Origin of the sequence: Tropicimonas sp. TH_r6 (genome assembly GCF_033101155.1) — a bacterium.
In the GTDB taxonomy this organism is placed as follows: Bacteria; Pseudomonadota; Alphaproteobacteria; order Rhodobacterales; family Rhodobacteraceae; genus Tropicimonas.
Map to the genome: position 1 here is coordinate 71,449 of NZ_JAWMPX010000001.1, position 14,586 is coordinate 86,034.

Annotated in this window: 14 protein-coding genes; 6 read left to right on the top strand and 8 right to left on the bottom strand. The window is 61.6% G+C overall.

The window, feature by feature from the left end:
* The first annotated feature begins 223 nt into the window (after window positions 1-223).
* The 5 genes from tkt (at window position 224) to R3X27_RS00350 (ending at window position 5,518) form a co-directional block, all read left to right on the top strand.
* Window positions 224-2,239, top strand: a complete 2,016-nt coding sequence (tkt, locus tag R3X27_RS00330; RefSeq protein ID WP_317706816.1) for a transketolase — start codon at window positions 224-226, stop codon at window positions 2,237-2,239.
* A gap of 12 nt (window positions 2,240-2,251) precedes the next feature.
* Window positions 2,252-3,019, top strand: coding sequence for a hydroxypyruvate isomerase (gene hyi / locus R3X27_RS00335; RefSeq protein WP_317706817.1), 768 nt, complete (start codon window positions 2,252-2,254; stop codon window positions 3,017-3,019).
* Between the two features lie 57 nt (window positions 3,020-3,076).
* A complete protein-coding gene (gene garR, locus R3X27_RS00340) occupies window positions 3,077-3,958 on the top strand; it encodes a 2-hydroxy-3-oxopropionate reductase (RefSeq protein ID WP_317706818.1) in 882 nt (293 codons plus the stop codon).
* Window positions 3,959-4,063: 105 nt separating this feature from the next.
* Window positions 4,064-4,870 carry a shikimate dehydrogenase gene (locus R3X27_RS00345; RefSeq protein ID WP_317706819.1) on the top strand — a complete coding sequence of 269 codons (807 nt, stop codon included), beginning with the start codon at window positions 4,064-4,066 and terminating at the stop codon, window positions 4,868-4,870.
* 192 nt (window positions 4,871-5,062) lie between these two features.
* Entirely contained in the window at window positions 5,063-5,518 is a 456-nt protein-coding gene (locus R3X27_RS00350) for an RpiB/LacA/LacB family sugar-phosphate isomerase (RefSeq protein WP_317706820.1), read from the top strand.
* A gap of 73 nt (window positions 5,519-5,591) precedes the next feature.
* Here R3X27_RS00350 and R3X27_RS00355 read toward each other — a convergent pair whose 3' ends face one another.
* Genes R3X27_RS00355 through R3X27_RS00365 form a run of 3 tightly spaced genes read right to left on the bottom strand, consistent with a single transcriptional unit; the run spans window position 5,592 to window position 7,383 of the window.
* Window positions 5,592-6,290 (bottom strand): RraA family protein, encoded by a 699-nt coding sequence (locus tag R3X27_RS00355; RefSeq protein WP_317706821.1) that lies wholly within the window; start codon window positions 6,288-6,290, stop codon window positions 5,592-5,594.
* 14 nt (window positions 6,291-6,304) lie between these two features.
* Complete coding sequence (locus R3X27_RS00360; protein WP_317706822.1) at window positions 6,305-6,634, bottom strand: AzlD domain-containing protein; 330 nt, start codon at window positions 6,632-6,634, stop codon at window positions 6,305-6,307.
* Window positions 6,631-7,383 carry an AzlC family ABC transporter permease gene (locus tag R3X27_RS00365; RefSeq protein ID WP_317706823.1) on the bottom strand — a complete coding sequence of 251 codons (753 nt, stop codon included), beginning with the start codon at window positions 7,381-7,383 and terminating at the stop codon, window positions 6,631-6,633. Before R3X27_RS00365 ends, R3X27_RS00360 begins: the two co-directional genes overlap by 4 nt.
* Before the next feature lie 193 nt (window positions 7,384-7,576).
* On the opposite strand from R3X27_RS00365, the gene R3X27_RS00370 reads away from it, so the two are divergent.
* Window positions 7,577-8,311, top strand: a complete 735-nt coding sequence (locus R3X27_RS00370) for an SDR family oxidoreductase (RefSeq protein WP_317706824.1) — start codon at window positions 7,577-7,579, stop codon at window positions 8,309-8,311.
* On the opposite strand, the gene R3X27_RS00375 is transcribed toward R3X27_RS00370, so the two are convergent.
* The 5 genes from R3X27_RS00375 to R3X27_RS00395 form a co-directional block, all read right to left on the bottom strand.
* Complete coding sequence (locus R3X27_RS00375) at window positions 8,295-9,158, bottom strand: DMT family transporter (protein WP_317706825.1); 864 nt, start codon at window positions 9,156-9,158, stop codon at window positions 8,295-8,297. The two genes, R3X27_RS00370 and R3X27_RS00375, sit on opposite strands and share 17 nt — an antisense overlap.
* 247 nt (window positions 9,159-9,405) lie before the next feature.
* Window positions 9,406-11,007, bottom strand: coding sequence for a TRAP transporter large permease subunit (locus tag R3X27_RS00380; RefSeq protein ID WP_317707168.1), 1,602 nt, complete (start codon window positions 11,005-11,007; stop codon window positions 9,406-9,408).
* Window positions 11,008-11,035: 28 nt separating this feature from the next.
* Window positions 11,036-11,842: a TRAP transporter small permease gene (locus tag R3X27_RS00385; RefSeq protein ID WP_317706826.1), complete on the bottom strand. Its 807-nt coding sequence runs from the start codon at window positions 11,840-11,842 to the stop codon at window positions 11,036-11,038.
* A gap of 108 nt (window positions 11,843-11,950) precedes the next feature.
* Window positions 11,951-12,964: a TRAP transporter substrate-binding protein gene (locus R3X27_RS00390; protein WP_317706827.1), complete on the bottom strand. Its 1,014-nt coding sequence runs from the start codon at window positions 12,962-12,964 to the stop codon at window positions 11,951-11,953.
* A gap of 685 nt (window positions 12,965-13,649) precedes the next feature.
* Window positions 13,650-14,582 carry a sugar phosphate isomerase/epimerase family protein gene (locus tag R3X27_RS00395; protein WP_317706828.1) on the bottom strand — a complete coding sequence of 311 codons (933 nt, stop codon included), beginning with the start codon at window positions 14,580-14,582 and terminating at the stop codon, window positions 13,650-13,652.
* Between the last annotated feature and the right edge of the window lie 4 nt (window positions 14,583-14,586).

Genomic DNA, 14,586 nt, shown 5'->3' on the forward strand with positions numbered 1-14,586 from the left:
TCGGGCCGGCCCTGCCGGTTCCTTGGGAGGAAGGTCATGACAAGAAACGCTTTTTCAGCGGCAGCCGAGATCGGCGCGGCGGGAAGAGACGGCGTCTGGGCATCTTTCTGCACCGCTCCTGTCGCCTCCACGTATCGGCCGCGAAACCCTGACGATTCGGGAGACCGGCTCCAGCCCCTCTCCCCAGAAACCCGTCTCTGAAGAGATGGAAAGCGAGGCTGTGATGAACGTTTCATCTTCCCCCCAATCCTTTACCGGGCCGCGTTTCAAGCGCATGGCAAATGCGATTCGCGCCCTCTCGGTCGATGCGATCAACAAGATCCAGACGGGCCATCCGGGCCTGCCGCTCGGCGCGGCCGACATGGCCACGGTCCTGTTCACCCAGTTCCTGAAATACGACCCGAAGAACCCCGGCTGGGCCGACCGCGACCGTTTCGTGCTCTCCGCCGGCCACGGCTCGATGCTGATGTATTCGTTGGGCTACCTGACCGGTTACGACGCGATGACGTTGGAAGACATCAAGACCTTCCGCCGGCTTGGGAGCCGCGCGATGGGTCACCCGGAAGTCGATCTGGACATCGCCGTCGAGGCGACCACCGGCCCGCTCGGACAAGGTCTCGGCATGGCTGTCGGCATGGCGCTGGCCGAGCGCATTCAGCAAGAACGCTACGGTGCTGATCTCGTCGATCACTACACATATGCGCTGGTTGGCGATGGCTGCCTGATGGAAGGCATCTCCTACGAGACCACGGCGCTGGCCGGCCATTGGGGACTTGGCAAACTGATCGTCCTCTTCGACGACAATGGCATCTCCATTGACGGACCGACAAGCCTCGCCACCTCCGAGAACCAGAAGGCCCGCTTCGAAGCCGCCGGCTGGGACTGGCAGGCCGTGGATGGTCACGACCCGGAGGCCGTTGCCGCCGCCATCGCCAGGGCGAAGACGACTGATACGCCGTCGATTATCGCTTGCAAGACCACCATCGGTCTCGGCATGCCGGTCAAGGAAGGCACCGCCGCCGCACATGGCCAGCCGCCCACCGATGACGAGGCTTCTGCGGCCCGCGCCTCCTACGAGTGGGATTACGCGCCCTTCGAAATCCCCGAAGACATCCTGACCGATTGGCGCAACGCCGGCGCGCGCGGCGCCACCGATTACGCCGCCTGGAAGGCGCGGATGGACGCTTCGGACAAGGGCGAGGAACTGCTCTCGGCCATCGCCGGCGACCTGCCCGAGGGCTGGCACGACATCATCGACGCAACCAAGCGTGATATCGCGGCCGAGCCCAGGGATGAGCCGACGCGGCAATCCTCGCAGAAGATGATGAGCAAGCTGATCCCGGCCATCCCGGCCATGATCGGTGGCTCGGCGGACCTCACGCCGTCCAATCTCAGCCGTCCCGACGCCGTGGACTCGATCTCCAAGGGGAATTTCGCCGGGCGCTACATCCATTTCGGCATCCGCGAACATGGCATGGCCGCGATCACCAATGGGATCGCGCTGCACAAGGGCTTCCTGCCCTATTGCGCCACCTTCATGTGCTTCTCGGACTACTGCCGCCCCGCGATCCGTCTCTCGGCGCTGATGGAGCAGAAAGTACTCTATATCATGACGCATGACACGATCACCCAAGGCCCCGACGGCCCGACCCACCAACCGGTCGAGCATTTCGTGACCTTCCGGGCGACGCCGAACATGCTCTCCCTGCGCCCCGCCGATGCCGCCGAGGTGGCCGAATGCTGGGAGCTGGCGCTTGAAGCCGAAGACATGCCGGTCGCCATGATCCTGACCCGCGAGAAGGTCCCCGCCGTGCGCTCCGGCTACACCGAGGAAAACCTCTGCCGCCGCGGCGCCTATGTCTTCGCGGAAGCCTCCTCGAAAGCCGCCGTCACGATGCTCGCCACCGGCTCGGAAGTCTCTGTCGCCCTCGGCGCCAAGGAACTGCTCGAAGCCAAGGGCGTGCCGACCCGCGTGGTCTCCATGCCCTGCCTCGAACTCTTCGACGCTCAGGACGCAGCCTACAAGGCCGAGATCCTCGGCACGGACTCGCTTCGTGTCTCCGTGGAAGCGGCGACCAAGTTTGGCTGGCACAAATATATCGGTCCCGACGGGCTCGCCATCGGACTCGACGGCTTCGGCGCTGCCGGCATGCCGGACGAGCTGATGGAGCATTTCGGAATCACACCCAAAGCCGTTGCCGCTGCTGTTGAAGCGCGGTTGGCGGAAGCCAAAGCGTAAGGTCCCATAAAGATGGTAAAACTTGCTGCAAATATCTCCATGCTCTTCCCCGAGCTGGATTTCCTCGACAAGTACAAGGCCGCGGCGGATGCCGGGTTCAAGGCGGTCGAGAACCTCTTCCCCGAGGGATTCGAGCCTGAGCAGCTGGCCGAGGAACTTCAGGCGGCCGGCCTGCAACAGGCGCTCCACAACCTCCCCGCCGGCGACTGGGCCGGCGGGGAGCGGGGCATTGCCTGCCTCCCGGACCGCGTTGGCGAGTTCCAGGACAGTGTTGGGCGCGGCATTGCTATGGCGAAGGCGCTCAACTGCCCGAAGATCAACTGCCTCTCCGGCAAGCTGCCAGAGGGCGTGGCCCCGGAGAAGGCCGAAGAAGTGCTGGTCGAGAACCTGCGCTTCGCGGCTGCCGCGCTGAAGAAGGAGGGCATCCTCCTCGTCGCCGAGGCGATCAACACCTTCGATATCCCCGGCTTCTTCCTGCAAAACACCGCGCAGACGCTCGCGGTTCTGGACAAGGTCGGCTCCGATAACCTGCTGTTCCAGTACGACATCTACCACATGCAGCGAATGGAAGGCGAGTTGGCCAACACCATGAAGGCCAATTTCGATCGCATCGGGCATATCCAGCTTGCCGACAACCCGGGCCGCCACGAGCCGGGCACGGGCGAGATCAACTATGACTACCTGCTGCCCTTTATCGACGCGCTTGGCTACGACGGCTGGGTCGGCTGCGAATATGTGCCCCAAGAGGGCTTCGGCTGGATGGAACGCTTCAACGGCTGACATTGGACTTGGGGCGGGAAGCACGGCGTCCCGCCCATCAAATCACTGGAGACAAAAATGAAAATCGGATTTATCGGCCTCGGCATCATGGGCCGCCCCATGGCCAAGAACCTCATCGCAGCCGGGTACTCGCTGGTCGTCTTCGACAAGTTCGCCCCGATGGACGATCTCGTCGCGCTTGGCGCCGAAGCTGGCAGCTCGAGCAAGGACGTGGCCTCCAAGGTCGAACTCATCATCACCATGCTGCCCAACTCGCCGCATGTGCGCGAAGTCGTCATGGGCGAAGACTGCGTGCTCGACGGCGCCAAGCCCGGCACTATCCTCGTGGACATGAGCTCCATCGCACCGGCCGCCTCACAGGAGCTTTGCGAAGCCGCCAAGGCGAAAGGCGTGATCATGCTCGACGCCCCGGTCTCCGGCGGCGAGCCCAAGGCCATCGACGGCACGCTCGCGGTGATGGTTGGCGGCGACGAAGCGGCCTTTGACAAGGTCAAGGATGTGCTGGACGTGATGGCAGGCTCCGTCGTCCGCGTCGGCGATATTGGCGCCGGCAACGTCACCAAGCTCGCCAACCAGATCATCGTCGCGCTCAACATCGCCGCCGTCTCGGAGGCCTTCACGCTCTCGACCAAAGCCGGTGTGAACCCCGAAGCCGTGTTCGACGCGATCAAGGGCGGGCTGGCCGGCTCGACCGTGATGAATGCCAAGATCCCGATGATCCTCGAGGGCAACTTCAACCCCGGCTTCCGCATCGAGCTGCATATCAAGGACCTTCAGAATGCGCTGGACACCGCGCATGAGCTGAACGTCTCCGTCCCGCTGACTGCCGGCATCATGGAAGTCATGCAGGCGCTGAAGCTCGACGGCGATGGCGACTCCGACCACTGCGCCGTGGCGAAGCATTACGAGAAGCTCGCAAAGGTCGAAATCCGCAAGTAAGCGGAGCCGCGTCCGCCGGTCTCTCCTGCCCCAAGTTCTCCCGCTAAAGGGTGGCCCGGGCCGGCGGACGCGATCAACACACATCCCAAACCCAGGACAATCGCAATGAAACCCGTCATCAGCGGCACGACGAAAGTCTTCGGTGTCGTGGCCCACCCCATCGACCACGTGCGCGTTCAGTTCCTCTTCAACGAATACTTCGAAAAGGAAGAGATGGACGCGGTCTTCATCCCCGTCCATGTGAAACCGGACAACGCTGCCAAGGCGATGGAAGGTTTCAAGGCGCTGTCGAATTTCGGCGGCATGGTCATCACCATCCCGCACAAGGTCTCCTTCATGGATCTCGTCGACGAGGTGATGCCGACCGCCGCGCTGGCGGGCGCCACCAACATCATCCGTCCCGAGGAAGACGGAAGCTGGACCGGCACCAACCTTGACGGCATGGGCTTCGTCAACGGCCTTGCCGATCAGATCTTTTCGCCCGAAGGCAAGTCCTTCCTCGTCGTCGGCACCGGCGGCGCGGGCTCGGCCATCGCCGCGACGCTGGCTCAATCGGGCATCAGCCGCTTGACCATCTCCGATCTCGACACCGTGCGCGCTGAGGCCCTGGCCGAGCGGCTGCGCGGCGCCGTGCCGGATCTGCCGATTGCCGTCGAGGGCGCGGGCCCCAACCCGGCCGGTTATGACGTCGTGGTCAATGCGACGCCTCTGGGCATGCATGAGAACGACCCCATGCCCATCGACCCGACCCTGCTCGAAGGCGACACGGTCGTGGCCGAAGTCGTTCAGATGCCGCCGGTGACAAAACTGCTGATGGAAGCCGAGGCTCGTGGCCACCGCACGCTTCAGGGCGGCTCCATGCTCGACTACCAGTTCATCGAAATGGCGCGCTTCTTCCGCACAGCGGATTGAGCCAAATCACTCGAAATTACCTCGTCGAACCGGCCCGCATTCCCGAATGCGGGCCGGTTTGTCTTCTCAAGAATGTAACACGACCGAAGGGCAATATATCACACTTCATGTGATATTTGTTGAGAAACTGGGCCTCACATGTTACGACTCCGGCAACTCCAGACCCTGGAGCGCAGGATGAAAGGAAAAGAGATGAAACTCGCAGTGGCCGGCGATTCCGCAGGCAAGGGCATGGCCCACGATCTCGCCGAATATCTCAAGGATCGCTACGACGTGACCGAGGCCTCCGAGACGCCCGAAGGCGCCGAGGCCTTCTACGCCGACATGGCGGACCGTGTCGCCAGCGGCGTTGCGAGCGGCACCTTCGACAAGGCGATCCTCGTCTGCGGCACCGGCATCGGAGTCTGCATTTCGGCCAACAAGGTACCGGGCATCCGAGCAGCGCATCTGCATGACTGCTACTCCGCCGAGCGCGCCGCGCTGTCCAACAACGCGCAGGTCATCACGCTCGGCGCGCGCTGCATCGGCCTCGAGCTTGCCAAGAAGATCGTCGACACATTCCTTGTCGAGACCTTCGACGAAGCCGGTCGCTCCGCGACCAATGTCGAAGCAATCAACAAGCTCGACGCGAAATACAACAAGGCCTGACACAGTCCTTCCGGCGGAAACAAAAAAGCCCTCGACGCTTTCGCCGAGGGCTTTTTCTGTGTGTATGGGCGGGTCAGTCGACGACGACGGCGGTTCCGTCAGCGATCATCTCGTCGAGATTCAGGAAGCTGTCAAAGCCCTCCTTGATCTTCTCCTCGAGATCGTCTTCCAACTCCTTCACGTGAGCGACAGCCGCGATCACGACATCGATCTGCGCAAAGGGCACGACAACGACACCGTTTTCATCGGCGACGATAAGGTCGCCGCTTGCGACGGTCCGGTCGCCGACGGCCGCTTCGAATCCAACCCGTCCTGGGCCGGTCCCATTGGGCGAGTTGGGGTTGAGACCAGAACACCAGATCGGCAGGCCAAGCTCGACAAGCGCATCATAGTCGCGCATCGCACCGTCGGTCACGAGGCCGATCGCGCCCTTGTTCTTGATCATGCCGCAAAAGAGGTCTCCGGCGGCGGCGGCATTGGTGTGGCCGTGCATCGCGGCGACGACGATATCACCGGGCTCGACGATCTCCAGCGCGCCCAGCGAGGCGATGATATCGCCAGGGCCGTTATCCGCCACCACTGCGGTGCCGACCGCCCGGCAGGTGATATCACGCCCGCCACCAATGGCGCAGATCGAAGAAGACATGGCCCCCTGCCCGCCCATGGCATCGCAGACAAAGCCGGTGGGCACGCCTCGGAAGGCATCTATCTGGGCCGCCGTCGGGCGCGGGAACTTGCGGCGAATGGTCAGGATTGGAGGGGATTCGATCATGGCGGTGTTCCGATTCAGATCAGGTGGTTGAGAAACTGCAGTAGGTAGAGCGCACCCATGCCGGCGATGATCGCCCAGATGACGCCAAATCGCAGGCCGGCGGCCAGCGCCACAAGCGCCGCGATGATGCGCAGCGGATCAGTGGCGCCGCCGGTCGCGGCGGGCCAGACGGCCAGCGGGGTGATGAGCGCGGGGAAAACGGCGACGCCAACATATTTGAGATGCAACATCGCCCAATCGGGCAGTGTGCGCCTGCCCAGGAAGCCAAGAAAGGAGAAGCGGATCAGGAAGGTGCCGATTCCGAGAGCAATTGTCAGGGCCCAGAAGGTTGCATCTGAGATCATGCCAGCCCCCTCTCAACCCTGCGGCGCAAATGGAGTTCGGCCTGCGCGCCGGCAAGGATGCCGAGAATGGCCGCGATGAGCAGCCCGAGCGACCACGGAACCCACGCGAACACGAGCGCGGAGACTCCCGAGACCAGCGCGGCGATGACATGCGGCCCCGAGCGCAGCAGCGGCGCAAGCATGGCGATGAAGGCGACGGGCACCGCGAAATCGAAGGACCAGGAGGCCGGCACCGCCTTGCCCAGCACAGCACCGGCTATGGTTGCGCCATACCAGAAAGGGCAGACCAGCATCATGCAGCCGAAGTAATAGGCCACCTTGGCCGGCTTCGACATTTGCGGGTTGTCCTCATAGGTGCGCAGCGCGACAGCGAAGGCCTGGTCGACCATGAGATAGGCCATCAGCGCGCGCAGCCCGAGCCGCGCATGTCCGAGATGGGGCACGAGCGCTGCCGAATAAAGTGCCATTCGGAGGTTGACCGCCAGCGAGACCAGCAACGCAATCAGAACCGGGGCGTTGTCCTGCAACAGGGCCAGCGCGGTAAATTGCGACGCCCCGGCGATCACCACCACGCTCATCGAGACGGTCTGCAGTATGTCGAGACCGGCATCGCGCGCCACGACGCCGAAGAGCATGGAATAGGGAATGATGATCAGAATGAAGGGTGCGGCATCGAGATAGCCGCGCCAGAAAGCCTGCCATTGCGTGATGTCGGGCCGGCGCGCAGCCGCGCGAGAAATCCCTCCCACGACGTCGCCTCCCTCGGTCGCAGTTTAGACTTGCATTTGGTATACCACATGGGAGAGTAGCTCAAGAGCCGTTGGGCCGGCATGCCTGTCATGCCTCTATCGGGAGAGAGTTTTCTTGCACCCTTCGGGAGATGACCGCGACCGGATCGCGGCGCCCGAAGCGCTCCGTGCAACAGTCTGGAGGAGACGCATCATGAACAGCATCATCATCACTGGCGCCGGCTCGGGAATCGGTCGCAGCACGGCGGAAGCCTTCCTGGATGCGGGCTGGTCTGTCGGGCTGGTCGGTCGCCGGGCCGCACCGCTGGAGGAAACGGCCGCCGCGCATGCAAATGCGCTGGTCCTGCCCTGCGACGTGACCGACGAAGCGGCGGTCGATGCCTGTTTCGACACAGCCGCGAAGAGCTGGGGACGGCTCGACACGGTCTTCAACAATGCCGGCGTCGCCATGAAGGGGGCACTTATCGACGAGCTTTCCGTCGCCGACTGGCGGAACCTCATCGAGATCAACGTGACCGGCGCCTTCCTCGTCGCCCGCGCGGCCTTCCGGATCATGCGCAACCAGGACCCGCAGGGCGGCCGGATCATCAATAACGGCTCGATCTCCGCCTATGTGCCCCGCTGGGGATCGACGCCCTATACCACCTCGAAACACGCGATCACCGGGCTGACCCGGACAATCAGCCTCGATGGCAGACCTTTCAACATCGCCTGTGGCCAGATCGACATCGGCAATGCCACGACCGACATGGGCAGCACCGCTGCGGGCGGCGTGCCGCAAGCGGATGGCTCCATCGCGACGGAACCGATGATGGGCGTCGAGAACGTGGCAAACTCGGTCCTGCACATGGCGTCGTTGCCGCTGGAAGCGAATGTCCAGTTCATGACCGTGATGGCAACGGCCATGCCCTTTATTGGCCGAGGCTAGCCCTCAGGGCGGCTTCGCGGGCTTCGGCCTTCGTCCTGTGCCAGATATAGAGACCGGAGGCGGCGATGATCACGCCGCCGACCAGGGTCCAGACCGTCGGCCAGGTGTTGAAGAGCATGATTCCGGCGAAGCTGGCATAGAAGATCTGCAGGTACATCATCGGCGCGAGCACCGAGGCGTCTGCCCAGCGATGGGCGACCGCGGTGATCGAATGGCCGAACATGCCGAAACCGCCAATGGCAATGCAGACAGCCCAGACCGTCGGGCTGTCCGGCCACGCCCAGACCCGGAGAACGATGGGCAACAACACGAGCGTCGCGAGCCCGCTCGACCAGATCTGCTGGACGGCGTTGGTTTCCACGCCGGCGAGCATCCGGGTCATGATGAAATAGAGCGCGACCGAGAGCAGCGAGGCCAGGCTGAAGAAGATCGCCGGGTTGAAGCTTTCGCCCCAGGGCTGGACCACGACCAGCACGCCTGAGAACCCGACGAAGACGGCAATGATCCGGCGGATACCAACCTTTTCGCCGAGGAGCGGTATGCCCAGAAGCGTCACCACGATCGGCGAGGCGAATGCGACCGCCGTGGTGATCGTCAACGGCAGGTATTTCAGCGCGATGAAGTTGAGCATCGTCGAGGCGAGCAGGAAGAAGGAGCGGAAGAGCTGGAGTCGCGGTGCGTTGGAGCGGAAAGCGTCACGTCCGTCCTGCGGAACGTAGAGCAGCAGCGAATAGACAAAATGGCCGGCATAGCGGAAGAAGACGATCTGCATCACCGGCATGCCGATGAGGTTGAGCCACTTCGCCGAACTGTCGATACAGGTGTAGAAGGCCACCGCAAACGCCATGGCCGCAATTCCTGCGGCGGTGCGCTCCTCCCTGGGACGGACGGAACTCACCTGTCGCTCGCATGCCAAAGCTGCCGTCGATGCGGCAGCGTTGTGAGACCAACGACGAGGTCGTTGCGGTGTCTTGGGAATGTCACTGTGTTTTGGGTCCCATTCTGCTGGCTGGGCCGTACTGGCCGGTCGCAGCCGAAAGCGACAAGGCGGCCGGGGCGGAAGATCCGCCCCGGCCTTTTGAATTTGCGTCCCGCTACAGGAACACTGTCACGATCTGCGGCCAGGTCAACATCACGGTCAGCGCAAGCAGCTGCAGCAAGATGAAGGGCAGGAAGCCGCGGAAGATGTCGATCAGCGTGATATGCGACGGGGCAACCGACTTCAGGTAGAAGGCAGCCGGACCGAAGGGCGGCGACAGGAAGCTCACCTGCATGTTCATACAGAACAGCACGCCAAACCAGATCGCCACATGTTGCGGATCCAGATGACCGAGGAAGCCGAGTTCCTCGACCGGAAGCTTGGACACGATCGGCAGGAAGACCGGCATGATCAGCAGCACGATGCCGATCCAGTCCATGAACATGCCCATGATCAGGAAGATCAGCATCATGACCAGGATGATGCTCATGGTCGGCATGTCCGCCGCCACGATCATGTTGGCGACATAGGTCGGGCCACCAGCAAGCGTGTAAGCGGCTGCGAGCGCCGAGGCACCGATGGTCACCCAGAGGATGGTACCGGTGGATTTCAGCGTCCGCATCAGGCTGTCCCAGACGATCTCGAAGCTCATCTCGCGCCGGATCGTACCGATGACGAAGACCGCGATTGCGCCCATGCCAGCAGCTTCGGTGATCCCGGTGATGCCCATGTAGATGGAGCCGAGAACAACGCCGATGACGACGATAGGAGCGACGAGGCCCTTGCCCATTTCCCAACCAGCTTTCGAGCGCTCCTTGCCGACGACAAAGAACATGAGAGCCGCGGAGATGACCACGAGGCCGATCAGGTAGGGCAGGTCCGAGACCATCCCGAGGGCGATCGGGTCGACGCCTTCTTCAACCGCGTTCTGATTGGTGACGGTCAGGAACAGGTTGCGCACGATCAGCGCACCGCCGGCCCAGATGAAGAACTTCGATAGGAAGCCGACGAACATCAGGGTCTTTTCCGTCCCCCTCGGCGCATCCGGATCATCCGGCGGCAGCGGGGCCTTGGTCTTGTCGATCTGCGTGGTGGCGATGATGTAGATGATGAAGAACGACGCCAGCATGAAGCCCGGCAGGAAGGCCGCCGTGAAGAGCGACTTGATCGAGGTCTCGGTGACGAGGCCGTACATGATCAGGACGATCGAGGGCGGGATCATGGTCCCCAGCGAACCGGAAGCACAGATCGTACCGATGGCGAGGTTCTGGTTATAGCCTAGGCGCAACATCTGCGGCAGGGCGATCAGACCAAGCAGAACAACTTCCCCACCGATGATCCCGGACATGGCGGCCATGAGGACGGCCATGAGCGAGGTCACGATGGCGATGCCGCCACGGGTACGGCTGAGCCACATGCTCAGGGAGTTGTACATATCCTTGGCAATGCCGGAGCGTTCCAGCAGCGAGGCCATGAATATGAAGAGTGGCACCGATATGAGGACATAGTTTGTCATCTGTCGGTAGATTGCCTGCCCGAGAACCGAGAGTGGTCCCCTGCCGAAACTGCCGTAAAGCAGTTCGGGACCGAACTTCATGATCAGGACAGCGACCGCAAGGAAGGCCGAGGCGAAGCCCAGCGGCATCCCGATGGCAAGCAGGAAGAACATGCCTGCCAGCAGGATAATTGAAAGCGTGGCGATACTATCGACCTTCATCCACGCGAGTAGTTCTAGGAATTCCAACTCACTTCTCCAGAGTTTCGCGGAGATGCGCGATTTCGGTCTCGTCGACCTCGGCTCCGCTGTGGTGTTCGGGAAGCTTGTTCCAGTCAGCAATCAGGTTCGAGATCGCCTGGATGGTAACGAGAATGATGACTATCAGGATTGCAGCCTTGACCGTACCCGGAAGCGGTGGATCCCAGGCGGTGCCGAAGGTTTCCATCCGGAGGGCCCGGGTCTTGGCGTCATTGTAACCGCCCCACACCAGCGAGAAGGTGAAGAAGACGATCAGGAACGTCGACAATGCGTCCGAGGCCTTCTGCATCCAGCGGGGCATCATGTCGTAGATCACGTAGATCCGGATATGACTGCGCTGCTGCATCGCGTAGAGCCCTGCAAGCAGGAACACGAACGAGGCGATCCAGAGCGAGAGCTCGTTGGCCCAGAGGGTCGGGCGCGAGAAGACGTAGCGCGAGATAACCTCGTAGAACATCACCAGCACGATCAGGGCGACCATGATCATGCAGATCCTGGACGTGACCAGCGAGAAGATGTCGAAGAAGCCATCCGGCTCCGGTTCGATGTCACCTTTGAAATCCGACAGGTAAAGCCCGGCGAAAAGAAGCGATCCCAGGATCGCGTATAGCATGATGGTTACAATCGGACCGCCTTCAGCCGGTCGGATCATCTCGTGCATTCCGATCGCGTCGGTCACGAAGATCTTGTTGAATACCAGCCAGGCATAAATCAGGGCCGTAACCCCGACGAAGGCCAGCATTATGAGCCGGACAGGCTTGCGCATTGGTCCGAGCCAGAGACTTTCGGATTCCATGCTCCTCCTCCAGGACGGTTGATTGTTAAGGGATTTTTGAAGTGGTGAGCCCCGTCAAGGGGCTCACTCTGGTTCTGTCCGTAGAAGCGGACAGTTTGTCAGATCAGATTACTCGATCAGGCCGAGTTCGCGCAGGAAGGTCTTGTTGGCTTCCAGGATCGCGCCGGCTTCCGGCGTACGTGTGCCCCAGTCGTCCCAGGCCTCGACAGCAGCGGCGTTGTAGGCCGCGATGTCTTCTGCAGACCATTCGTAGAGGGTCACGCCTTCGGCAGCGAGCTTGGTCGCGGCTTCGGCATTGGCCTTGTCGTTGAACAGCGACAGCTGGAAGGCGAGCTTCTGCCAAGCGGTGTCGATGATGCGCTGCTGCTGCTCGGTCAGGCCGTCCCAGACGTCCTTGTTACAGGCGAAGTGGTCAGCCGGCATCGAGTGGAACCCCGGATAGTTCGCGTGCTTCACGATCTCGTAGAGGCCGAGGCCGACGTTGTTGTTGAGGCCGGAGGCGTCGGCGCCGTCAATGATGCCGGTTTCAAGCGCTGTGAAGATCTCGGTGAAGTCCATCACGATCGGCGAGGCGCCGAGCTTCTGGAAGATCTCGGTCTCCATGCCCGGGGGCGAACGGAATTTCCAGCCTTCGAGATCGGCAACGCCGGAAATCGGCTTCGAGGAGGAAAGCGATTCCTGGCCGTAGATCTGCCAGCCGATCAGCTCCATGCCATGCTCGTTATAGAGTTCGTTGGCGGTCGCTTTGCCGTCGCCGTAGTAGAGCCACATGTAACGCTGCCAAGGCGTCTGGTAGCCGCCCATCATGTCGCCGACGAACTGGAAGGCCGGGTTCTTGCCGGTCTGGTAGGCGCCGCCGGTTCCGTCACAGTCGACGATGCCGTTGATTGCGGCGTCGAAGGTCTCGGTCGTGGCAACAACCGAAGACGAGTAGAAGATTTCGAAGGTGATGTCGCCGCCGGACATCGTTTCCACGTCGTCCTTGAATTGGGCGTAGAACTTGCCGGTCGGGTGCTCGGAGGCGTAGTGCGTCTGAATCCGAAGATTTACCGGGTCGGCCATTGCAGTGGTGGCCAGAAGCGCACCGGCAATGCCGGTAACGATTGCGGATTTGTAGTTCATAGTCTCTTTCTCCTCCCAGGCGATCCTCTTTCGCCTGATTATGTTCGCCTGATCTCAGCCAGACAGTGAATGGTATACCATCCACCGTTATGCTAGCTAAGCGTGTTTCTTTGATCAACGGGTGCGTTGACTCAAAATTCAAGAGTGCTCCGCACATTTCAGGGCCAACACTGGGCAAGATGCACCGAATTGGCTGAAATAACATTGCAGGAATATAGGATTCAGCGCTTTAGGCCGCTTCGGGACACGAACTGTCCAAAAGTGAGCGCGACGTTTCGCGCAGTCTAATCTGGTGCTGATACCGGTTTCGGAAGGTTTCGCCTTCGACAATTCAACGAAGGGCTTCGCGAAAATGCCTATTTTTTGTGCAAAACAAGGACGGGCCGGACAGGTTTGTTTTCGCAGCAACGAATCAATCGAATCACTGCCCGTCATCACCGGTCACCATTGGCTGCGTCCTTGCCCAAAGTGTTGATCTTTGGAACAAACGGTTGGCCTTCACACAACGACCAAAGCTGGGCAAGGCAAGGCGCAGTCGCCACCTTGTTTCCTGCCCGCAGCCACTTCTGGAGGATGAAAACCGCTGCTCGGAGCGTGGTTTCCCCAATGTTTCAAGGCCCCACAAAACGAAGCCGGCGCAGCGGGAAACCCGATGCGCCGGCCTGTCAGCTTGGGAGGAATGAGATCAAGCTGCCGGAAGAATCCGCCTCAGGCTGCGCCTGTTCGCACCACAGACGGAGAGGCCGTCGCCGCCGTAATGCTCGCACAGGAATGCGCTCTTGAAGCCGTAGCTCAGCGCCAGCGCGATGGCTGCGCGGTAGTTGATGATGCCCGAATCGAGCGGCGCAGGGTGGGTAGCGAAGGCGCCGGAAATCGGGTCCTCGACACGCATGTAATTCTTCACATGCCAGTATTTGAGGAACGGCGCGATCTTGGCCATCATGTCCTGCCAATGCTCGACATCGCGGTGCAACCGGATCAGGTTGCCGATATCGGCATTGATTCCGACATTCGGCAGATCGACATCCTGGGTGAATTTCACCGCGCCGTCGGCCGTGCCAATATAGGTGTCTTCATACATCTCCAGCGAGACTTCGATATTCATCTCGGCCGCGTGCTTGCCAAGCTCCCGGATGCGCTCGACGGCCTTGTTGTAGATCGCAGGATCGTCCGGATTCTTCACTCCATCGACCGTCCAGAACCAGAGCGCCTTCTTCTGCGCGTCGGTCAGGTCTCCGAAGAGGCCGAAGGTCACCGACTCGGCTCCGATTTCCGCTGCCGTTTCGATCACCTTGTGGCAATAGGCGAGGTTGTCATCGCCCCTCTCGGGGTCGATCGGGCTCTTTCGCGAGGTGGAGATCGCCGGGATGGTCAGCCCGGCCTCTTTCACCACGGCCATGAACTCGTTGCGGCGCGACGCTTCAAGGTCCGCAACACGGAGCCAGGAATCTGTCGGATCCAGCTCTGTGAAGCCCTCATTGGTGATCAAAGCAAGCGTCTCGGCCCAGTGCTCGGCCGGCGCGTCCTGTACGACCGTGCCATCGGCAGCCACCCCCGGGAAGGGGATCATCGCGCAGGCAATCGGCCAGTTTTCGCGGGTCCATCTGTATTTCGACATGGCC